The sequence below is a fragment of the Treponema pedis genome, from assembly GCF_017161325.1.
In the GTDB taxonomy this organism is placed as follows: Bacteria; Spirochaetota; Spirochaetia; order Treponematales; family Treponemataceae; genus Treponema_B; species Treponema_B pedis.
The window spans coordinates 1,265,059-1,284,586 of the sequence record NZ_CP045670.1 but is presented as its reverse complement, the minus strand read 5'-3'; the positions used below and the strand labels follow the sequence as shown (position 1 = coordinate 1,284,586).

The following is a 19,528-nucleotide window of genomic DNA, read 5'->3' as shown; positions in this document are numbered from 1 at the left end:
GTATAATATTGATTTTAAAAACCGTTTTAAGTATAATTAAAGCACAACAATTTTATTAAGGAATTTTCCGATGAAAAAAGATATTTTATCCTCCGTAAAAAACTGCAAGAGTTTTTTTGATACGGGCATAACGAAGAGCTGTGATTTCAGACTTACACAATTAAAAAAACTTAAAAAGGCTTTGTTTGAAAATGAAAAAGAAATTTTAAATGCCTTATATTCGGATTTACATAAAACGAATTTTGAAGGATACTTTTCGGAATTTGCAATCGTAAAAGAAGAACTTGATTTTACAATTAAACATTTAAAAAAATGGATTAAACCTAAAAGAGTGCATACCCCTCTTGCTCATTTTAAAAGCTCAAGCAAAATAATATACGAACCGTTCGGCACGGTTTTAATTATGTCTCCTTGGAATTACCCGCTTAATTTAACTCTTACACCGCTTATAGGAGCAATGGCTGCCGGTAATTGTTCAATAGTAAAACCTTCAAACTATTCTCCGGCAACTTCCGCAATAATCGAAAAAATTATTTCAAAGCATTTCCCTCCCGAATACATTAATGTAATTTTAGGAGGCAGAGAAGAAAACTCAAGTCTTTTAGAACAGCGCTTTGATTATATATTTTTTACAGGAGGCACCGAGGTAGGAAAACTCGTAATGCAGGCGGCGGCAAAATATGTTACGCCCATGACCTTGGAGCTGGGCGGAAAATCTCCTTGCATTGTAGAAAAATCGGCAAATTTAAAAACGGCGGCACGCAGACTTGTTTTCGGCAAATACCTAAATGCGGGTCAAACTTGTGTAGCCCCCGATTATCTTTTACTCGAAAATGCGGTAAAAACGGAATTTATAGAAGAGTTAAAAAATGCATTAAAAGAATTTTTCCCTACGGAAACATATTTACAAATACATTTTCCGCACATCGTAAACGAAAAACATTTCGACAGATTAATGGGTTTAATTGAAGGTGAAAAAATAATCACGGGAGGGAAAGGTAACAAAAATCAAAAATTCATAGAACCTACTATTTTGGATAATATCGACTTTAATTCAAAAATTATGCAAGAAGAAATCTTCGGACCTATTTTACCCATCATAGGTTTCGATTCTCTTAATGAAGTTATTAAAGAAATTAAATTACGTGAAAAGCCTTTGGCATTTTATGTTTTTACTCAAGACAAAAAAATAGAAGAAAAACTTCTTTCGGAAATTTCTTTCGGCGGAGGCTGCGTCAACGATACTATTGTTCATTTGGCAACAAATTACTTACCGTTCGGAGGAGTCGGTGCAAGCGGTATGGGTAAATATCACGGCATAGAAAGTTTTAAAACTTTCAGCAATGCGAAAAGCATTTTAAAAAAATCCTTTTTCCCGGATATTGATGTACGTTATCATCCGTATTCCGAAAAAAAATTCAACATAATAAAAAAGTTAATGTAAGTTTATGAAAGATATTTTACTTAAAGGTTTTCAAGAGTTGGGAATCGAGGATAAAGAAGGAAAAAGTTCGGAACTTTTACTTTTATATTTAAAAGAAATAAAAATGTTTAATACCGGCTTTAATTTGGTAAAAGTAAAAGACGATAAAGAACTTGTAATTTCGCACATTTTGGATTCTCTTTCCGCATATAAGTTTTTTAATGCTGAAATACAATCTCTTATAAAAAAATCTCAAACAAAAATCGATATTGCAGATGCAGGAAGCGGAGCTGGTTTTCCGGGGATTCCTCTTGCATGTTTATTTTCTTCATTTTCCGAAAGTGAAAGAAATTCCGAACGAACTTCTCCTTGCGTCTTATTTACTTTAATAGAAAGAATGAAAAAACGAGCCTCTTTCTTACAAAATGTAAAAGCCGTTTTAAATTTGGCAAACATACAAGTCCTTGAAGATGAGGCGGAAAACTCCCCGCAAAATAAATTCGATATTGTAACATGCAGGGCTTTCCGCACATTGGATAAACATATTTTGCATACACTTTTAAATTGTACAAAGCAAAACGGAAAACTTTTTTTGTACAAGGCAACTGAAGAAAAAATAAACGAAGAAACGGAGCTTATTAAAAAAGAAAATTTAAAATTCAAAGTTGAAAAGCTCATCGTTCCGTTTTTAAAAAAAGAACGCAATTTATTGATTGTAGAAAAAAAATTATTAAGGATAACCATGAAACAAAAACCGTATTCCGTTATATATAAAGACGATGATTTATTGATTGTAAATAAATCGGCAGGACTGGCAGCTGCGGCCGATAGATGGGACGAAACCGCTCCCCGCTTGGATAAAATTATATGCAGCGATATTTTTTCAAACAGCGGAACGGATGATAAAAAACTTTATACGGTTCATCGTATAGATAAAGATACATCGGGCTTAATTATGTATGCCCTTAACTCCGAAATACATAAAAAGTTAAGCGAAAAATTTCAAAACCGCGAAATAGAAAAAACCTATCATGCCGTAGTTGCGGGGAAACCTCCTTGTAAAAATTTTTCTTGCGATGCAAAGCTGAAAATAGACGGAGATAAATTTCACCGTACCGTAATGGATAATAAACAAGGAAAAGATTCTTTTACCGAATTTACCGTTTTAGAAAATTTAAACCGATTTACTCTCATTGAAGCAAGGCCCGTTACCGGTCGTACTCATCAAATACGTGTACATTTAAAACTCTCCGGCTTCCCCATTTTATGCGATTCGCTATACGGAAAAAACGAACCCGTTTTTTTATCTCAAATAAAAAAGAATTGGCGCGGTGATAAATATGAAGAACGTCCGCTTTTGGCCCGCCTCGCTCTCCATGCTTATGCTTTAAAATTTATACATCCCGTAACGGAAAAAATAATTGAAGTAATCGCGGAATATCCTAAAGATTTAAAAAGTCTTGTTAATCAGTTAAGAAATTTTTAAAAACAGGGCAAATAAAAAACGGAGGTTAAAATTAAGCTCCTAAGATAGCATCGCTTAATTTTAACGTACGAGTTTGCCTTTCGGCAAACATCGTGTATTATATGCGGCAGGGCTTCTAAAATCCGAACAGGTTTTAAAAACCGCCTTATACGGTTTTCAGAACTTTTATAATTTGCAAACAAAACGGTTTTATGATAATTACAATCGCCTATGTTGATTTTTTATATAAATTATGTTAATCTCAAATACCGAATGTAGAATAGGTGTGTTTTGTGTTCTTTAGCTGGAGTTTTAAAATGAATAAAAATCTTTCTACAAAATTTATACTGGGTATTCTGTTCGATTTATTTCTTGTAACCTTGGGAAGTGTTATTGCGGCGGCAGCTCTACAGTTTTTTTTAATCCCCGGAACAATCGCACCCGGAGGTGTAAGCGGATTATCCGTTGCAATTGAAAAACTTACCGGTATAAAAGTTTACATTCTTAACCTTGTTATAAATATCCCCTTGTTTATTTTAGGTGCAAAACTTTTAGGAAAAAAATCGGCGATATTTACACTTTATTCTTTATTTGTTCTTTCCGGCGTATTGGCGGTTTTACCGCAAAACTATGTTTTTACCGACGATTTATTTTTAGCGGCAATCTTCGGCGGTATTTTATTAGGTCTCGGTTTGGGAATAGTTTTTAAAGCGGGAGGAACTACGGGCGGAACGGACCTTGCAGGAGCTATCGTACATGATAAATGGCCCGGTTTAAGTATTGCAAAAGGAATGGCTATTGCGGATTTTGTAATTGTTGCCTTTGCAGGTATTGTCGATAAAAACGTAAACACTTCTTTATACTCTTTAATTGCATTGTTTTTTTGTACAAAAATTGCGGATATGGTTTTGGACGGCTTTACTTATTTTAAAGGCTTTTTTATTATCAGCTCAAAACCGGAAGAAGTCGGAAACGCTCTTATGCAAAATCTTGAACGGGGAGTTACAATTTTAAACGGAGCCGGAATGTATTCAAAGCAGGAACGCCCCGTCCTTTTATGCGTAGTAAGCAGGGCACAATTTATGCGTGCAAAAGATATAATTACCGAAATAGACGGAAACGCCTTTATAATGGTTTGTGATATGCGGGAAGTTTTCGGATTGGGATTTAAAAAATAACGATGCATTAAAAATTTAAAATTTCTTTACGGTGAAACAATCCGAGCTTTTGTAAATTTTCCGCCGTAGAAAATTCGGGTTTTGCATTTGCTTTAAAATCAATTAAAAAACGGTTCATCGAAAAATGCTGAAATAAATAAACTTCAGGATTTTTCGAGCCGGAATAAAATTCTTTCAATTTTTCCGCATAAACGGAAAAAAGGCCCTTTTGCCTAAGTTCGCCGTAACCTACAATCCAAAGAGGACAACCCAATTTTTGCTGAAGCTCATAAGTTTTTTGCACGGTAAAAATCTGTGAAGCATCAAAAAAGTTTTTAAATTTACCCGTATTATCGTTTTTTAAAATAAAGGAAAGCTCCTTTGTTTTTGCGGTATGAATAGGCGTTTTATTTAAAATAATTACATTTTTTCTAAAATCAATACCCAAATCGATATTCGCTTTAAAAAAACCGTCTGCAATTTTCCCCGCCTGCCCTACAAGGTATCTTTGGTTTTTATGAAGCTGTTCGTTTTTACCGGGGTTATCTCCTACAAGAATTAATTTTATATCATCATTTTCAGTAACATCGTCCCATGCATGATTATATACAACAGGCGTTTCCACAGGATAATCCGGAGTTCCGTCCGACTTCGCCGCCATAGCCTGTAATTCGGCAAAACCGTTTTTTACAGTACAGGTTAAAGCCGAAGTTTCCGAATCCGTTTTCGGATTTTTATATTTAAAATTTAAATGATTAAGCATTGCTATACATTCTTGTTTATATTCCGATTTAAATTTACAAAAGGCGTCCCACTTATGTTTTGTCATAAAAAAATTATATCACATCGTTTTTTTTTTGAAAAGCGGGAAAAAAATTACCAAAAACCGCAGTTTGAACCGATAACCGAAAGAGCGGCGCAAACCGCAGTTTCCGTACGGAGAATTCTTTTACCCATTGAATAAGTCTTAAAGTTTTCATTTCGGAATAGCTCCCTTTCCCGCTCAGTCCACCCCCGCTCGCTCCCTATTGCCGCAATTACATGTTCCCCCCGTTTTAATTTAAAAGAACCCAGAGTTTCGGCATTTTCCGAAATATCAAGCAGTATTTTTTTTTCTTTTAAGAATAAGGCTTGAGAAAACCCGTTTTGCACATTTTGTAAAAAAGAAGCATTTTGTTTTTCGTTTATTTTTTGTAAAACTTCTTGTACCGAATTATAAAAAGAAAATTGCGGCAGCAAATTTTGTCCAGCCTGTGAAATTCCGTCTAAAAGGTATCCCGTTATTTTTTCCTTATCGGAAAGGTTTGATTTTAAATAAGACTTTTCACCAAGCTCCGTACCGGTTAAAAATAACTCCGAAAAACCCAAACTTGCGGCATCGCGCAAAATTCTTTTTAATTGAATAGGACGCGGAAAACCTAAAATAAGTTTTATAGGCGGAAGCGGAAGCGGCAATGCGGTTTCCGTAAAAGAAAAAGTAATTCTTTCATTTGAAAATTCGTTAATTACGGCTGTTCCTATTTTCCCGTTTATAAAGCCCGCTTTAAAATCACAGCCGCTTGAAAGTTTTAAAATTTTTTTTATATGCAAAAACCGCTCATCGCTTTTAAAAAAGACGAATTCCGGTTTTACGGAATTTTTAAAAGAGAAATCCTCGGAATTAAAATAATCTTTTTCGGAAAATAAAATTATATTCATTTTGTTGCCGCTTTAACTTATACCGGGCCTATCTTCCAAACTAAAATCCGCTTCAGTAAAAATGGAATAATCATAGCCCTGCTCGGCTAAAAACTTTTGCCGTTTTTCCGCAAATTCTTCTTCCACACTTTGACGCGTAACAATCGAATAAAAGTGAGAATCACATTCTTTGGGGCGCAATATCCTGCCCAGCCTCTGAGCTTCTTCCTGCCGGCTTCCGAAGACACCCGATACCTGTATTGCAACGGAAGCGTCAGGTAAATCTATTGCGAAATTTGCAACCTTGGAAACTACCAAAACCTTAATTTCGCCCTTTCTAAAAGCTCCGTATAACTCTTCCCGTTCTACATTTGTATTTTTCCCTGTAATAAGAGGAGCCTTGATTTCGGAGGAAATTTTTTCAAGCTGCGATAAATACTGCCCTATAATTAAAATTTGCTCCGTGCTATGCTTTTCTAAAAGTTTTTTTACAATTCCCAGTTTAGCGGGATTTTCACTTGCAATACGGTGTTTTTCTCGTACGGAGCCTACGGCATATTCAATTTCTTTTTCGGAGGCAAGATTTACACGTATTTCAATACAATAAGCCTTTGCAATCCACCCCTTTTGTTCAAGGTCTTTCCACGGGACATCAAAACGCTTAGGCCCCACCAAACTGAAAACGTCTCCCTCGCAGCCGTCCTCCCTTACAAGAGTTGCCGTAAGTCCCAGCCGTCTTATAACTTGAAGCTCGGCGGTAATTCTGAAAACCGGAGCCGGCAGTAAATGGACTTCATCATAAATAATAAGCCCCCATGAGCGTTCTCTAAAAATTTTAAAATGAGGAAAAGGAGATTCGGTATCGGGACGCCATGTAAGAACTTGATAAGTTGCAATTGTAACGGGTTTTATTATTTTCGATTCCCCGGTGTATAAACCTATATCCTCTTCACCTATATTCGTTTTATCCAAGAGCTCACGCTTCCATTGATAAACGGCGGCTACATTCGGAGTAAGGATAAGGGTATTGGTTTTTAACATCGACATAACAAGCATTCCTACAACGGTCTTTCCTGAACCGCAAGGAAGAACAATAGTACCGAACCCCGTTCCTGCCGATTTATCCCCTACGAAGGCGGACGCGGCATCTTTTTGATAATCTCTAATTTCAAATTTAGTGCCGTTTAAAACCGTTTCTTTTAAACAAATATCAAGCGGTTCCCCGTCGCGCAAAGGTACTTCATCTTGAACCGGCCAGCCCTGTTTAAGTAAAGCCTGTTTTACGGTTCCGCGGTTTAAAAGTGTAATTAAAAAAGAATTTTCATTTTGCGTATCTTCAATTAAATACTTTGTAAGAGTTTTTGCAGTTTTTAATTCTTTATAAATTAAAGGCGTTGCTGCGGTAAGCCTTAAAAAATTTTCATCGGTGTACGGCAAAAGTTTTATCTTCCCGTATCTGGAAATCGTTTCTTTCATCCAAACCGAAACGGAATCCGGAACTTTAAATCGGGAAAACCCGTTTAAGGTATTCATTATATCTTCAGGCTTTAACCCTGCTCCGGCGGCATTCCAAAGAGACAAAGCCGTCAAACGGTATGTATGTAAATGCTCGGGAGATTTTTCAAGTTCGGCAAACGGAATTAAAGCAAATCTTGCCTCTTGGGCTTGCGAATCGTGAATATCCAAAAGAATCGAGCGGTCGCCCTGAATTATAAGCGGTTTTGAATTTTGCATAGCGTTACATTATACTTTTTTTTAAAGATTTGGTCAAACATAAGGATTTTTTTAAATAACATCTATACACTGACCATATATTTATGCTAAACTAATGGTTATGATAAAAGTTGACGATAAAAATATAAAGAGTTCTACGGCATTATCATATATTCTAGGCTCAAAGGCTCCGATAATTATTGCATCGGGCAAAGGCGAAATTGCCGAAAAGATAAATCGGATTGCCGAAAAAAACGGTATAAAAATTATCGAAAATCCCGGTCTTGCAAATATTCTTGCAGAGGGACAAATCGGAATGTGTATTCCGCCTGAAACATATAATGCCGTTGCCGCAATTTTTGCATTTTTAAAAAGAAGTACCAGAGGAGATTTATAATGTTAAAAAAAATTAAAGTAAGCGAACTCAAAATCGGTTCAAGATATTCCGCTCCGATTTTATTTGATGACGGACAAAATATGCTGCTTGCAGAAAACAGCCCCGTTACGGAATATGAAATAAACGTATTAAAACGTTGGAAAATCCCGTACGTTATAACCGCAGGGGAAATAATTCCGCCGGGAATGAAAAAGCGTTCGGATATTGCGGCCGCCGAAGCTGATAAATTATTAAATAACGCGGATACCGTAGAAGAGCTTGAAGACATACAGGAAGTTGAAGAACTGTCCGAAGTTGAAGAATTGGAATCGGCAACCGCTCCGCAAGAAACCGACCAAGTTGTAATCAGCGGAACAACAATAACAAAGAATGAAATCATAAACGTTTCGCATGAAAGCGTATTAAAAATATGCAGCGATATAAAATCCAAGGAGTTATATAAAACATACAGTAAGCTTATTTACGATATAAACGACTTTTTTGAAAAGCTGAAACACCGGCAGCCGGTTGCAAACCTTGCGGTAAACCCTTATGCCGAAATTATTTTAAATCTGATAAAACAGGATTCTCCGCTTTGCGTAAGTTTTATTTTAAGTACGGAGCTGGAGGAAAACAATTTAGCCCGCTCTTCAGTTAATACCGCAATTTTAGCGGTTATAATAGCCGAAGCCCTGGAACTTTCCGAAAAACAGATAAAAGACGTTGCCATTGCCGCAATTTTACACGATATAGGAATGATGAAGATTCCCGAAACGATTGTAAACAAACACGATGCCTTAAACGATGTGGAAAAACAGGCAGTTGCAGCCCACACCGCTTACGGTTATAAAACCGCTTTAAACGAACTTATGTATACAAAAGAAATCGCAAAAAGTATAATGCAGCACCACGAAAGGTGGGACGGAAAAGGAATACCTAACGGAGTTGCAGGAGAAGATATCGATTTGGGAGCAAGAATAATTACGGTTGCAGATGCCTTCGTTGCTATGATAAGCCCCAAACCTTACCGCGATTTTATGCTGGGATACCAGGCAATGAAAAATCTTTTAGCGGACAATGCCCGTATTTTCGACCCTTCAATAATAAAAGTAATGATTAAAAGCATAGGAATATATCCTATCGGCTCTCTTGTACTAATGAACGATGCCTCTCTTGCACGGGTTGTACAAAGCTCGCCCGATGCGCCGATGCGTCCCTGCATTAAAATCCTTATTGATGAAACCGGAGAGCTTTTGGCGGATACGGATACAATCATAGATTTAAGCCAAAACAAAAACCTGTTTATAGTAAGAGCAATTAATCCCCGTGAGTATACAAAAAAATAACGGGAAAATAGGAAAAAACGGAGAAATCCTGGCTGCGGAATGGTTAAAAATGCAAGGCTATGAAATTATCGCCTTAAATTGGAGAACAAGAGACGGAGAAATAGACATTATCGCCCTTGACCGCGCAGCCTTTTTAGTGGTTTTTATTGAAGTAAAAACTCTTCCTAACACGCCTTTGGAAGATTTGGATATTATAATAAATAAAAAAAAACAAATGAAGATAAGCAAAACCGCTAAACATTTTATCGAAAATAATCGACAATATAATGGAATGTATATGAGATTTGATGTGATAGTTTTAAAGTCAAACCCGTTTTTGGCGCAACAGCCTGAAATTTTACACTTAAAAGATGCTTTTGGAGATTGCTATGAGTAATGTAAATTTATTTCCTCATAAAAAAAATAAACCTGCAAACTGTATCGGCTCTTGCTCCGCTTTGAGTATTGACGAAATTCATGCGGTAGAAGAAAAACTGGAGGACCCTGAATATATGGACGCCGCTATTTACAGGCTTGCAACAATTATAACCGACAGAATTTTAAGCGGAGGATTGAATTATGAGCAAGAAGAAATTTAAACAAAACACCGGTCGCGAAAATAATTACGGTATTCAATATTCCGATTTTCAATCAAAAAAGCGCAAATATTCTCCGCCGAAAAGGCCTCAAATTCAAATTAAAAAAATAGAATATCCCGAATTTATTTGTACAAAATGCGGCAAACCCATAGAAGACTTAAGTGCAGCCATCGCCGATAAGGAAAGCGGTCAGCCCGTTCATTTCGACTGTGTAATGGAATTCCTTAAAAAAGCGGAAGACTTAAAGCAAAATGAAGAGGTTATTTATATCGGTAACGGGAACTTTGCAGTTGCCTATTTTGAAAATCCTAAATTAAGAAAAAATTTTAAAATAATTAAACTTATAGAATGGGAAGATAAAAATAAAATTTATTCATGGAAGGCTGAACTTGCAGACCTTGCAAGCAAGGTATAAATTTATTAAACTTTAAAACCTTTTAATGCAGCATAAAAAAAGCCTTGTAAAATACAAGGCTTTTTTTTTATTTAATACGTTATTTTCTGTTTGCAAGGGCTACAATTCTATTCATTTCATTGTTTACAATCATATACCCCTCGTCCACTCCCATACCGGGTTTTGCAAGCTGTTGTGCGGCTCCCGCTGCAACCGAACAGTTTACAATAACTTCTGCGGAGCGGTTTGTTTCGTTACAGGTTCCGCCGCAATATGCACCTATACCTTTTTCTTTGCAATAAAGAATTGCTTCGATTGTGTTGTTTATTCCGCCCAAATCGGGAGTTTTAATTTGAATCATGTGCCCTGCCCTGTTATCCGCAAAGTATTGAATATCTTCAAGGGTATTGCACCATTCATCGGCAACAAGTTCAACTTTTACATTATTTTCATCAAGGCTCTTTGTAAGGGCTGCAAGCACTTGCATTTGCTTTTCGCGCTCTCCCATATCCATAGGGCCTTCAATTCTAAGTTTAAAGGGGGCCGCCGCTTCTTCCAAGGTTTTAAGATAGGCCGTCATTTTCGGAACATCGTTATTTGTAAAATCGCCGATTGTGCCGTATACGTCAATATGGAAAATAGGTTTATAGCAGTCGCAAGTACGCATTGTTTCCACTCTGTTTTTAAGCCACTTTACATATTCCAAAAGTTTTTCACCGTTTTTGCCCGTTTTTTCTTCAACGTTGTTAAAAAGCCCGTGAGGTAAAACTTCCGCCTGTTTAATAATCATTTTATCGGAATTTAAATAGCGGTCATCTCCGGATTGGGTAAAAATCGGAATGCGCTGTATTTTGCAGCCTGTGTTGTATTCTTTTACTACAATTTCAGCCATAGTCTTATGTTGGGATTTTGCAACGGCATCAAGAATAGCTTGAGAAACTCCGTAGCGGAGAGCCGTATGCATACGTTTTCCGTTTATTGTATGTTCTTCAAATTTTTTAGCCATTTCACGGAAAGAGGTAATTTCTTTTCCCGCAAACAAGGGCTTAATTTCTTTTTCGATAACGGGAATAAAGTCCTTTGCCAAAAAGAGAGGGTCCCGTCCGCCCGCTCCGGAATATTGAACGGCTGCACAATCCCCGTAAGCGACCTGCCCGTCCTCAAGGATAAACATAACGGAAATAGCCTCTCCCGCTTGGCGGATTGCGGTAAAGCCCTCAGTTACAGGTTTTCCCGTATAGAAAAAACCGTCATGCCCGGCTCCCTGTTTGATGGCTTTTTGGTCATCAAAATAAAAGCCCGTTTTGCCCTCGGCACAAACAACATCAATAATTTTCATTTTTTGCTCCTAAATATGAAATCAATGTTTTATGATTATAGCACAATTTTTATTGCAGGTATAGGAGGGAACTTTTAAAGAAACGATACAAAGAGCTTTTTTATAAACATTTACTTCAAAAATTTTTTGGGTAAAATGTGTAAAAGAGGGGGTTTAACCGCAAGCGGCCCGCATAAAACCGGACGGCTCGGATTAAACCCTTACAAAATATTAAATTAACCCCGCAAAACCGCCGAAAGCCAGCGAAAGCAGGGCTGCGGCTATAAATAAACTAGGAGTGCCTTTAAGAAATTTCGGCACGGGTGCCGTATCTATTCTTTGGCGCAAACCCGCCAAAAGCAAAAGCGAAATCATAAAACCGAAAGCCGAACCTGCCGCATGAACTATAGCTTGCGTAAAGGTATAGCCTTCATCTATAACATCAATAGTTACTGCAAGAATTGCGCAGTTTGTCGTAATTAAGGCCAAATAAACTCCCATAGAGCTGTAAAGTGCAGGAGCCGCTTTTTTTTAAATAAAATTCCACAAGCTGAACCAAACTTGCAATTACCAAAATAAAAATCAAAGTTTGTAAAAACTGCAAATTGCCTATAAGTATATAATTGTAAATAGGATAAGTAACCGCCGTGGCTAAAAGCGTAACAAATAAAACGGCCCAACCCATTCCCATAGATTTTTTTACATCGGAAGACATTCCTATAAAAGGACACAACGCCAAAAACCGCATTAAAACAACGTTTTTAACCAATATTGCGGAAAGAAAAATCTTAAACAGTTCAGTTGCTTGCTGCATTTGCTTCCTCCTTTACTTCGTTTTTAACGACCGGTTTTTCTTCTTGAACGGTTTCCATATTTCCGGCCTGTTCGACGGCAACGGTTTCCTCCCGCGCCTCTTTCCCATTTTCGGTTTGTTTAATTGCAGCCTTCTTTTTTTTCGGGCGCTCAATGGCGTGCTTAACGGCCATATTTATCGAAATCATTAAACCGAATACAAAAAAACCGCCCGGAGGATTTGCAAAAAATAAAATATGATAATCTTCGTGAATTAACTTTATTCCTGCAAACGAGCCGGCTCCTATTAGTTCCCTGATTACGGAAATTAAAACCAATACCAAAGTATAACCTACGCCCATACCGAGAGCGTCCAAAACGGAATTCCCTACACGTTCTTTTGAAGCAAAAGATTCAACCCGTCCCATTATAATACAGTTTACTACAATAAGTTTTATAAAAAGTCCCATAGATTCCGAAAGAGCAGGTGTATAAGCCTGCATAAGCAAATCTACGATTGTAGTAAACGAGGCTATAACAATTATAAAAACGGGTATACGTATATCGGCGGGAATAAGTTTGCGGAATATACTTATTATCATTTCGCTCATAACGATAACAAAGGTCATCGCAACACCCATACCCAGACCGTTTAAAACATTTGTAGTAACCGCAAGGGAGGAACAAAGACCTATCATTAACACCAAAAGAGGATTGCTTTTAATAATTCCGTTTGTAAAAATCTCCGACTTTTTCATTTACTTCCCCCTTCGGCTAAATTATTTTTATCCATATAAGTTATTGCAGCTTCGGCACCGGCTTTAAGCATGGCCGAAACTCCGTTTGAAGTAATGGTTGCGCCGCTTATAGCTTCCACATCTTCTTTTACTTTAAACGAAGAAGAAAGAGCTTTACCCTTAAATTGACTTATAAAAGGGTCTTCCGCCGCGCGGCTTCCAAGCCCCGGAGTGTCGGTAAGTTCCAAGAATTTAATTGCCTTAACGGTTTTATCCAAATTTATTGCAATTAAAACGGTCGCCTTGGAATAAGTCGGCCCGCTTACCGTGAGAGTCAAGCCCGTATTTTTTCCGTCTTTTAAGGCAAGATAAGCGTTTATAAATTTAATTTTGCCGTTTTCTTCAGGAAAATCGCTTGTAATTTCTTTAAAATCGTCCGCTTCGGGAAATACCGCTTGAAGAGCTTTTTTTGTTTTTTCAAATTTAACCTCTTCAATTTTGGGAGCGGTAAAATTATAAACGGCTGCAAGGGCAATGCAGGCAATTACCGCATAAGCTGCAAGCGTAAAAGCAAGTTTTATAGTCTGTTTCATTTTACAGCCCCCTTCGATACCGCAGAACCCGAGCTTTTTTTAGGCTTTACATAACCGTATTTTACCGAAATCAATTTATTCAAAAACGGAACCGCTGCATTCATTATAAGTATACTGTACATAACGCCTTCAGGCATTCCGGAAAATAAACGGATTAGAGCCGTTATTAACCCGCAGCCTATACCGAATAAAATTCTTCCTCTTGCCGTTACGGGACTTGTAACATAATCCGTTGCCATAAAAACCGCACCGAATACCAAACCGCCTGAAGTTAAGGTTAAAATGGGGTTTATCCCTGCAAGGGCGGTAATGCCGACCGCCGTAGCAATCATTGTAAAGGGAATACGCCAATCTATTACTTTTTTAACGAGTAAATAACCGAAACCGAGCAAGATAAGAAGAACGCTTGTTTCACCTATACACCCCGCATGATTGCCGGCTAAAAGTTGAGTATATAACTCCGAAACCGAATTCATATTAAGAAGTTTTGCAATTTCCGAAGAAGTCATTGCAATGCCTTCTTTTGCATTAATCAGTTTTAACGGTGTTGAAGAAGCTATTCCGTCTAAAATGGGATTTGTTGCGGAACTTACGGCATCAAACATAGACCCTCGCGGCTGAATCCATTTTGTCATAGCACCTGAAAAGCTTACAAACATAAATGCACGTCCGACAAGGGCCGGATTAAATACGTTCGCTCCCAATCCGCCGAAAAATTCTTTAGTAACTACAATGGCAAAAAAACAGCCGAGTAAGAGTATCCATATAGGCAATGCCGGCGGAATTACAAGAGCAATTAAAAGCCCCGTAACAACTGCGGACAAATCTTTAGCGCGTAAATCCGCACCGCAAATCGCCCTAAAAACGGCTTCAAAGCCCACACAGGCTACAACCGAGACTTCAATGCGTATAAGCGCAGGATATGAAAAAAGATAAACACCGTAAATTGCAAGCGGCAAAAGAGCGATTATTACATCAAGCATAAGCGTTTGCGTTTTTACAGGCGAAACTATATGAGGAGCCGGAGACATAAATATCTCATTTTTATCCGATTCTGCCATTTATTTGCCTCCTTCTTCTTTTGTTTGATTTTCAGACGGAGCGGATTTTTTTTCAGCTTCCTCCCGAACCTTGGCAGCCGCTTTTAAGGCTTCTTTTGCGGCCGCCTTTGCCTCGCTCTTTTGTTTTTCTTCGCGGACAATTTGTTTGCCTATTTTAAACCTTTGCACTAATTTAATACGTGCAGGACAAATATAAGAGCAGGTACCGCATTCCACGCAATCCAAAAGACCGCAGCGTACAGCTTCTTCGGTATTATTCGATTTTAATGCACGAACAATCAATACGGGCATAAGACGGCAGCTGCAAACGTCTATACATTTCCCGCAGCCTATACAGGGACTTTCCTCTTCCAACGAAACTTCTTCTTTTGTAAGGAATAAAACACCGGAGGTATTTTTTTGAACGGGAAAATCCGCATTTTTCATTGCAAAACCCATCATAGGGCCGCCTGAAATTATTTTAAGAACGCCGGGTTTTAATGAAATTACATCGGGAATTAAGTCTCCTACGCATGTTCCTATGGGAGCAATAACGTTTACCGGTTTTTCACAAGCTCCGCCGCCCAATGTTAAAGCTCTGTCAATAAGAGGTTTTCCTAAGCGGAAAGCCTCGGAAATTGCCTTTAAAGTTCCTACATTTTGAATGACGCAGCCGATTTGAAACGGAAGTCCTCCGGCAGGAATTTCCCGCCCTACAACGGCATCGGTAAGCGTTTTTTCTCCGCCTTGCGGATACTTTGTTTTACAAAGCTGAACCGAAATATCGAAAACTCCCGCAGCACTTGAAGCGGTCTTATTTTTTTCGATTGCTTTTTCCAATACAGGGACCAAATTCTTTTTATTGTCTTCAACGGCAATAATACCTTTAGGAGCCCCGGTTATCTTCATTGTAATAGTAAGCCCGTCAACAATATCCTCGGACGAACGGAACATTGCGGCTGCGTCCGTGCAAAGATAAGGCTCGCACTCCGCTCCGTTTGCAATTACATAATCGATTTTCGTATCGGGGGGGGGCGTTAATTTAACATGAGTCGGAAAAGACGCTCCTCCCATACCGGTAATACCGGCTTCCCTTATACGCCTTACGGCATCTTCTTTTGTACAAGTAAACGGGTCTAAAGGAGGCATAAACTCTTCCCTGTTTTCTTCATCAATTTGAATTGCAATACAAAGGTTCTCGCTGTTGCCCGTAACAAGATGAGGCTCTATTTTTTTTACGGTTCCCGAAACCGAGGAATGAACGGGAGCGGACATAAATTTATCCGTTTCCGCAATTTTTTGCCCTCTGGAAACCTTATCCCCTACGCTTACAAGCGGAGTATTAGGCATTCCGCCTTGCGTAACTGGAATCCAAACCATATTGGTAGAAGGTTTTACCGAAAGCACTTCTTCTTCCGGCAAAACCGCTTTATTTTCAGGCGGATGTGCACCGCCCCAGAATGATTTTATACCCATGCTCTTATTTTACCCCGAAGACGTTAAATAATCAAGGGGTTTAATACCGAAGCGACAAAATTACCCGGATAAAAAATTTTAAACGAAAGTTTATAAATTAGATTTTAAACTTTTTAACCTCCGCCGCCAGATTCTCTATGCTTTGTTTATTTTTTTGAGTAATCACATTTACTTTTTGTACGGCATTACTTATCTGAACGGCTCCGGAAGCCATTTCATTCATATTTCCTGCAATAATTTCGGTCAATTCATCGAGCTTTCGCATTTCCTGCGCTACATTTTCTCCGCCTCTAAGCATTTCTACAGCTCCGTCCTGAACTTGAGCCGTAACCGTGTTGATATCTCTAATGGCCGATAAAACTTCTCCGCTGCCGTGCTCCTGTTCTTTCATAGCTTCCATAAGACGATTGGTCATATTTTTAACTTCATCCGATAAGCCGAAAATAGCATTAAACTTTTCTTCTGCAACCTTAGATGAATCCGATAAAATACCTATTTCTCCGCTCAAGGTTTTAAGCGTTGCCGTTATAGTTTTTCCCTGCATACTGGACTCTTCCGCAAGTTTTCTGATTTCATCTGCAACAACGGCAAAACCCTTTCCCGCCTCACCCGCATGGGCTGCTTCAATGGCCGCATTCATTGCAAGCAAATTCGTTTGGCTTGCTATATGCTGAATAACGGAGCTTGCTTCCATAAGACCGCTGGATTCTTCGGCTATTTTTTGTGTTACCGTATTTGATGTTTCAACCGTATGCTTTCCGTCATTCGTAGCATCGTTAAGATTATTTACCACTTCATAAGTTCTTTCCAAAGTATGTGTAATTGAACCTATATTGGCTACCATTTGTTCTATTGCCGAAGAAGACTCGGCTACACTTGCCGCCTGATTTTCGATAACGGCATTTAATTGCTTTATCGTGCGTATAATTTCTTCAATAGTTGAAGCCGTTTCCGTTACGCTTGAGGCTTGAGTTAAAGTTTGAAGTTTTACGCTGTCTATATTCGAGCTTATTTGCTGAACGGAACTTGCAGTTTCAGTCATATTATTCGAAAGCTCGGTTCCGATACCTTCCATAATGTTTGTATTTTCGCTAACCGATTTTATAGACACGCCTATTTTTTCTATGGTTTTATTAAAATAATCGGAAAGCTGTGCAATTTCATCATTACCGCTTATAGGCAAGCGGACGGTTAAATCTCCTTCCCCTTGCGCTATTTCTTTTAAAGCGTTAACCGCCTTTTTAAGAGGTCTTACAATATTCCCGGTAAGAATCCATACGGCAACAAAGATTACCGCCGTAACCGTAACGGCTATAATCACCAAAGAGTAAACCAGTTTATCAAGGTTTCCTAAAAAGTCATTTATGGGAGCGCGGATAATTACATTCCAGCCCGTTTTCATAGTTGCAAAAGCCGCTATATTTTGAACTCCATTACGTGTATAAGAGCCTATATCCGCTTTATCCGACAACATTACATAACGCAAAAATTCGGCCTGAGATTTATAGGAAGAATCCCGTTCTGCTTCTTCTATAATGTTTTCATGTTTAATAACCCGCTGTGTATCTTTATGACCTATAGTATGGCCGTCTTTACCTATGATATGACAATAACCGGATTTACCTATTACAATATCTTTTACAAACAAACATAAATCCGTGCCGGAGTTTACAGAAGCCAATACTCCCACTATATTGTCGTTATTATCCATAACGGGAACTGCAACTACAATAACAAGCTCTCCGTTTTCTCTTGAAATAATAGGTTCGGAAATAAAGTAATTGCCTGCAAGTGCATTTTTATACCATTCGCGGTCATTTACGTTAATTTTTTCTCCTTTACTTGTATAACGGATTCCCGCGGTATCGCAAAAATCAAGAGCGAATATCCCGTCGTTAATATCCGCATACTCTTTCAAAAGAAAGGATTTTTCAAACGGAGGAACATTCGGGTCAAAAACCATAGGTATGCGGCTTAAACCTTCGTAATAATAAAAATCGGCTTTTATTTCGGAGTCGATAAAGGCCGCCATATCTTTTGCTTTTTCAATAAGGGCATTTGCAACCTCCGTTTTTACCGCCTTATGCGATAAAATACCGGAAACACCGCCTTGCGCGGCAAGTCCGATAATAACCAGTAATGAACAAAGCAACAATAATTTAGTCCGGATTGAAAATTTACCAAGCATTCTATGTCCTCTCCATAAATGGGATTTTTTGAGGTAAAGAACATATAGATTAAGAAATGTTATATGTAAGGGCCTCAAGATTTATACTCTACTTAAAATAACATATTTCTCTATAAATTACAATATGTTAAAATTCAGTTCTCTTTATTATTTATCAGTTTAATTATATATAATAAAAGAATCACACCGAAAAGAATTAAAAATGTAAAGAAGAAAAGAATTGACATACAATGTCAAAATAATCCTTCTACACTTATAAGTTGATATAGATTATCATATTTGTACGCTTGCGTTGTTTCGTAAGTGCTTGCCTCATTATTATAACCGAGAACGTTTCCTAAAGAGCATAATACTCCCACACACTCGTTCCAGCCTCCATATTTCCTGATAAACCTTTTTTAATTAATTTTTCTAAACTCTCAGGTGATAAGTAAAACCGGGCACCGGGATGCTCTGCATAAGTCCAAGCCGATAAAAAAAGTAATACTAATATCAATAACTTCCTAACAATATATTTTTTCATTCTTTTATTTCCTTTTTATCTTCACATGTCCTTTAGTCTGCTCTCCATTAACCTCTTTAAATTTAGGGGATATTCATAATAAAATTTATTTATATAATTTTTCATTCTCCTGTAACACACTCATCACTTTCTCCGTTACATCCTCTAAACTGTTTTTTTGTTCTATATTTGATGAATCATAGCTTAATCCCAATTGCTCAATAATAAGATTTATAAAATATTTTCGTAGCAAATCAATACTTTTTCCGGCTTTTATTATTGGCTCAATATAAGCCGCATACTCTACACTCGCTATAAAAGGAGGCACATCCAGCGGATTCCATTCTGACAATATATCATTAATTCTTTCTTTTAATCTATAATCTATTTTCACGGATTCCCACATCCTTTATAAATATTTTATCTTCAGATATCTCTATCCCGCTTTCAGTCGAACTCCCTCCGCTCCTTCCTATCTCAACCCCTTCTTCAAACGGTTCATACTCTCTTATATTCTCTTCCTCTCTCTTATGCTTACAACTTATTATCAGCAAAATATAAACCGCTGCCAATATTACTGCACCCCTCATTCATTCCTCTCCTTCCATATATTTCTCATATAGCCTTTCAAGCCTCGCCTTCTTTCTCCAATTTTCTCATATCTTTCCTCTACTGTCAATCCGGATTTATAAAATTTCCATATATTTTCGCTGAAAATTTATAGCTCCGTAAAATCGGCACTTATATAATATC

The 19,528-nt window shown here is 37.8% G+C and carries 19 protein-coding genes and 3 pseudogenes; 9 read left to right on the top strand and 13 right to left on the bottom strand.

What is annotated here, in order from left to right; genetic code table 11:
- Nucleotides 1-70: 70 nt before the first annotated feature.
- The 4 genes and pseudogenes from DYQ05_RS05600 (at nucleotide 71) to DYQ05_RS05590 (ending at nucleotide 4,066) form a co-directional block, all read left to right on the top strand.
- Nucleotides 71-1,444, top strand: coding sequence for an aldehyde dehydrogenase (locus DYQ05_RS05600; RefSeq protein ID WP_024470134.1), 1,374 nt, complete (start codon nucleotides 71-73; stop codon nucleotides 1,442-1,444).
- Between the two features lie 4 nt (nucleotides 1,445-1,448).
- Nucleotides 1,449-2,135 (top strand): annotated as a pseudogene (gene rsmG / locus DYQ05_RS13675) (16S rRNA (guanine(527)-N(7))-methyltransferase RsmG); the annotation flags it as partial.
- A complete protein-coding gene (locus DYQ05_RS13670) occupies nucleotides 2,136-2,909 on the top strand; it encodes an RluA family pseudouridine synthase (RefSeq protein ID WP_290121758.1) in 774 nt (257 codons plus the stop codon).
- Nucleotides 2,910-3,205: 296 nt separating this feature from the next.
- A complete protein-coding gene (locus tag DYQ05_RS05590; protein WP_038095610.1) occupies nucleotides 3,206-4,066 on the top strand; it encodes a YitT family protein in 861 nt (286 codons plus the stop codon).
- Between the two features lie 7 nt (nucleotides 4,067-4,073).
- Here the strand turns inward: DYQ05_RS05590 and DYQ05_RS05585 are convergent, their stop codons facing one another.
- The 3 genes from DYQ05_RS05585 to DYQ05_RS05575 are packed head-to-tail and all read right to left on the bottom strand — an operon-like array spanning nucleotide 4,074 to nucleotide 7,456.
- On the bottom strand, nucleotides 4,074-4,874 hold the full coding sequence (locus DYQ05_RS05585) for a uracil-DNA glycosylase family protein (RefSeq protein WP_024468288.1): 801 nt from the start codon (nucleotides 4,872-4,874) through the stop codon (nucleotides 4,074-4,076).
- 47 nt (nucleotides 4,875-4,921) lie between these two features.
- The gene (locus tag DYQ05_RS05580) at nucleotides 4,922-5,743 is read right to left on the bottom strand and encodes an RsmE family RNA methyltransferase (protein ID WP_206184008.1); all 822 of its coding nucleotides are present in this window, start codon (nucleotides 5,741-5,743) and stop codon (nucleotides 4,922-4,924) included.
- A 12-nt stretch (nucleotides 5,744-5,755) separates the two neighbouring features.
- Nucleotides 5,756-7,456 carry a DNA repair helicase XPB gene (locus DYQ05_RS05575; RefSeq protein ID WP_206184007.1) on the bottom strand — a complete coding sequence of 567 codons (1,701 nt, stop codon included), beginning with the start codon at nucleotides 7,454-7,456 and terminating at the stop codon, nucleotides 5,756-5,758.
- Nucleotides 7,457-7,550: 94 nt separating this feature from the next.
- Between DYQ05_RS05575 and DYQ05_RS05570 the strand changes: the two genes are divergently transcribed.
- Genes DYQ05_RS05570 through DYQ05_RS05550 form a run of 5 tightly spaced genes read left to right on the top strand, consistent with a single transcriptional unit; the run spans nucleotide 7,551 to nucleotide 10,150 of the window.
- On the top strand, nucleotides 7,551-7,832 hold the full coding sequence (locus tag DYQ05_RS05570; RefSeq protein WP_020964976.1) for an EscU/YscU/HrcU family type III secretion system export apparatus switch protein: 282 nt from the start codon (nucleotides 7,551-7,553) through the stop codon (nucleotides 7,830-7,832).
- Nucleotides 7,832-9,157, top strand: coding sequence for an HD-GYP domain-containing protein (locus tag DYQ05_RS05565; protein ID WP_206184006.1), 1,326 nt, complete (start codon nucleotides 7,832-7,834; stop codon nucleotides 9,155-9,157). Before DYQ05_RS05570 ends, DYQ05_RS05565 begins: the two co-directional genes overlap by 1 nt.
- Nucleotides 9,144-9,533, top strand: a complete 390-nt coding sequence (locus tag DYQ05_RS05560; RefSeq protein ID WP_024467670.1) for a YraN family protein — start codon at nucleotides 9,144-9,146, stop codon at nucleotides 9,531-9,533. Before DYQ05_RS05565 ends, DYQ05_RS05560 begins: the two co-directional genes overlap by 14 nt.
- On the top strand, nucleotides 9,526-9,735 hold the full coding sequence (locus DYQ05_RS05555; protein ID WP_029409701.1) for a hypothetical protein: 210 nt from the start codon (nucleotides 9,526-9,528) through the stop codon (nucleotides 9,733-9,735). The genes DYQ05_RS05560 and DYQ05_RS05555 overlap by 8 nt, the downstream gene beginning before the upstream one ends.
- Nucleotides 9,716-10,150, top strand: a complete 435-nt coding sequence (locus tag DYQ05_RS05550) for a hypothetical protein (RefSeq protein ID WP_020964972.1) — start codon at nucleotides 9,716-9,718, stop codon at nucleotides 10,148-10,150. The genes DYQ05_RS05555 and DYQ05_RS05550 overlap by 20 nt, the downstream gene beginning before the upstream one ends.
- Nucleotides 10,151-10,229: 79 nt before the next feature.
- On the opposite strand, the gene DYQ05_RS05545 is transcribed toward DYQ05_RS05550, so the two are convergent.
- From DYQ05_RS05545 to DYQ05_RS05500, 10 genes and pseudogenes are all read right to left on the bottom strand, one after another.
- On the bottom strand, nucleotides 10,230-11,468 hold the full coding sequence (locus tag DYQ05_RS05545; protein ID WP_020964971.1) for a methylaspartate ammonia-lyase: 1,239 nt from the start codon (nucleotides 11,466-11,468) through the stop codon (nucleotides 10,230-10,232).
- 210 nt (nucleotides 11,469-11,678) lie between these two features.
- Nucleotides 11,679-12,261: pseudogene (locus DYQ05_RS05540) on the bottom strand (electron transport complex protein RnfA).
- Between the two features lie 85 nt (nucleotides 12,262-12,346).
- Nucleotides 12,347-12,997, bottom strand: a pseudogene (rsxE, locus tag DYQ05_RS05535) (electron transport complex subunit RsxE); the annotation flags it as partial.
- A complete protein-coding gene (locus DYQ05_RS05530; protein WP_020964968.1) occupies nucleotides 12,994-13,569 on the bottom strand; it encodes an RnfABCDGE type electron transport complex subunit G in 576 nt (191 codons plus the stop codon). The gene DYQ05_RS05530 and the pseudogene rsxE, both read right to left, overlap by 4 nt.
- Complete coding sequence (locus DYQ05_RS05525; RefSeq protein WP_194076669.1) at nucleotides 13,566-14,630, bottom strand: RnfABCDGE type electron transport complex subunit D; 1,065 nt, start codon at nucleotides 14,628-14,630, stop codon at nucleotides 13,566-13,568. The genes DYQ05_RS05530 and DYQ05_RS05525 overlap by 4 nt, the downstream gene beginning before the upstream one ends.
- Nucleotides 14,631-16,085: an electron transport complex subunit RsxC gene (rsxC, locus tag DYQ05_RS05520; protein WP_206184005.1), complete on the bottom strand. Its 1,455-nt coding sequence runs from the start codon at nucleotides 16,083-16,085 to the stop codon at nucleotides 14,631-14,633.
- A gap of 97 nt (nucleotides 16,086-16,182) precedes the next feature.
- Complete coding sequence (locus DYQ05_RS05515; RefSeq protein ID WP_206184004.1) at nucleotides 16,183-18,273, bottom strand: methyl-accepting chemotaxis protein; 2,091 nt, start codon at nucleotides 18,271-18,273, stop codon at nucleotides 16,183-16,185.
- Between the two features lie 337 nt (nucleotides 18,274-18,610).
- On the bottom strand, nucleotides 18,611-18,796 hold the full coding sequence (locus DYQ05_RS05510) for a hypothetical protein (protein WP_206184003.1): 186 nt from the start codon (nucleotides 18,794-18,796) through the stop codon (nucleotides 18,611-18,613).
- 85 nt (nucleotides 18,797-18,881) lie between these two features.
- Nucleotides 18,882-19,169, bottom strand: coding sequence for a hypothetical protein (locus DYQ05_RS05505; RefSeq protein ID WP_206184002.1), 288 nt, complete (start codon nucleotides 19,167-19,169; stop codon nucleotides 18,882-18,884).
- Nucleotides 19,153-19,365 (bottom strand): hypothetical protein, encoded by a 213-nt coding sequence (locus tag DYQ05_RS05500; protein WP_206184001.1) that lies wholly within the window; start codon nucleotides 19,363-19,365, stop codon nucleotides 19,153-19,155. Before DYQ05_RS05500 ends, DYQ05_RS05505 begins: the two co-directional genes overlap by 17 nt.
- Between the last annotated feature and the right edge of the window lie 163 nt (nucleotides 19,366-19,528).

Bases quoted from the DNA above. Each gene is read 5' to 3' on its own strand.
- rsxC (WP_206184005.1), bottom strand. From the start codon at position 16,085: ATGGGTATAAAATCATTCTGGGGCGGTGCACATCCGCCTGAAAATAAA.
- DYQ05_RS05600 (WP_024470134.1), top strand. From the start codon at position 71: ATGAAAAAAGATATTTTATCCTCCGTAAAAAACTGCAAGAGTTTTTTT.
- DYQ05_RS05500 (WP_206184001.1), bottom strand. From the start codon at position 19,365: ATGAGGGGTGCAGTAATATTGGCAGCGGTTTATATTTTGCTGATAATA.
- DYQ05_RS05570 (WP_020964976.1), top strand. From the start codon at position 7,551: ATGGTTATGATAAAAGTTGACGATAAAAATATAAAGAGTTCTACGGCA.
- DYQ05_RS05515 (WP_206184004.1), bottom strand. From the start codon at position 18,273: ATGCTTGGTAAATTTTCAATCCGGACTAAATTATTGTTGCTTTGTTCA.
- DYQ05_RS05545 (WP_020964971.1), bottom strand. From the start codon at position 11,468: ATGAAAATTATTGATGTTGTTTGTGCCGAGGGCAAAACGGGCTTTTAT.
- DYQ05_RS05510 (WP_206184003.1), bottom strand. From the start codon at position 18,796: ATGAAAAAATATATTGTTAGGAAGTTATTGATATTAGTATTACTTTTT.
- DYQ05_RS05530 (WP_020964968.1), bottom strand. From the start codon at position 13,569: ATGAAACAGACTATAAAACTTGCTTTTACGCTTGCAGCTTATGCGGTA.
- DYQ05_RS05575 (WP_206184007.1), bottom strand. From the start codon at position 7,456: ATGCAAAATTCAAAACCGCTTATAATTCAGGGCGACCGCTCGATTCTT.
- DYQ05_RS05585 (WP_024468288.1), bottom strand. From the start codon at position 4,874: ATGACAAAACATAAGTGGGACGCCTTTTGTAAATTTAAATCGGAATAT.
- DYQ05_RS05590 (WP_038095610.1), top strand. From the start codon at position 3,206: ATGAATAAAAATCTTTCTACAAAATTTATACTGGGTATTCTGTTCGAT.
- DYQ05_RS05580 (WP_206184008.1), bottom strand. From the start codon at position 5,743: ATGAATATAATTTTATTTTCCGAAAAAGATTATTTTAATTCCGAGGAT.
- DYQ05_RS05555 (WP_029409701.1), top strand. From the start codon at position 9,526: ATGAGTAATGTAAATTTATTTCCTCATAAAAAAAATAAACCTGCAAAC.
- DYQ05_RS05525 (WP_194076669.1), bottom strand. From the start codon at position 14,630: ATGGCAGAATCGGATAAAAATGAGATATTTATGTCTCCGGCTCCTCAT.
- DYQ05_RS05565 (WP_206184006.1), top strand. From the start codon at position 7,832: ATGTTAAAAAAAATTAAAGTAAGCGAACTCAAAATCGGTTCAAGATAT.
- DYQ05_RS05550 (WP_020964972.1), top strand. From the start codon at position 9,716: ATGAGCAAGAAGAAATTTAAACAAAACACCGGTCGCGAAAATAATTAC.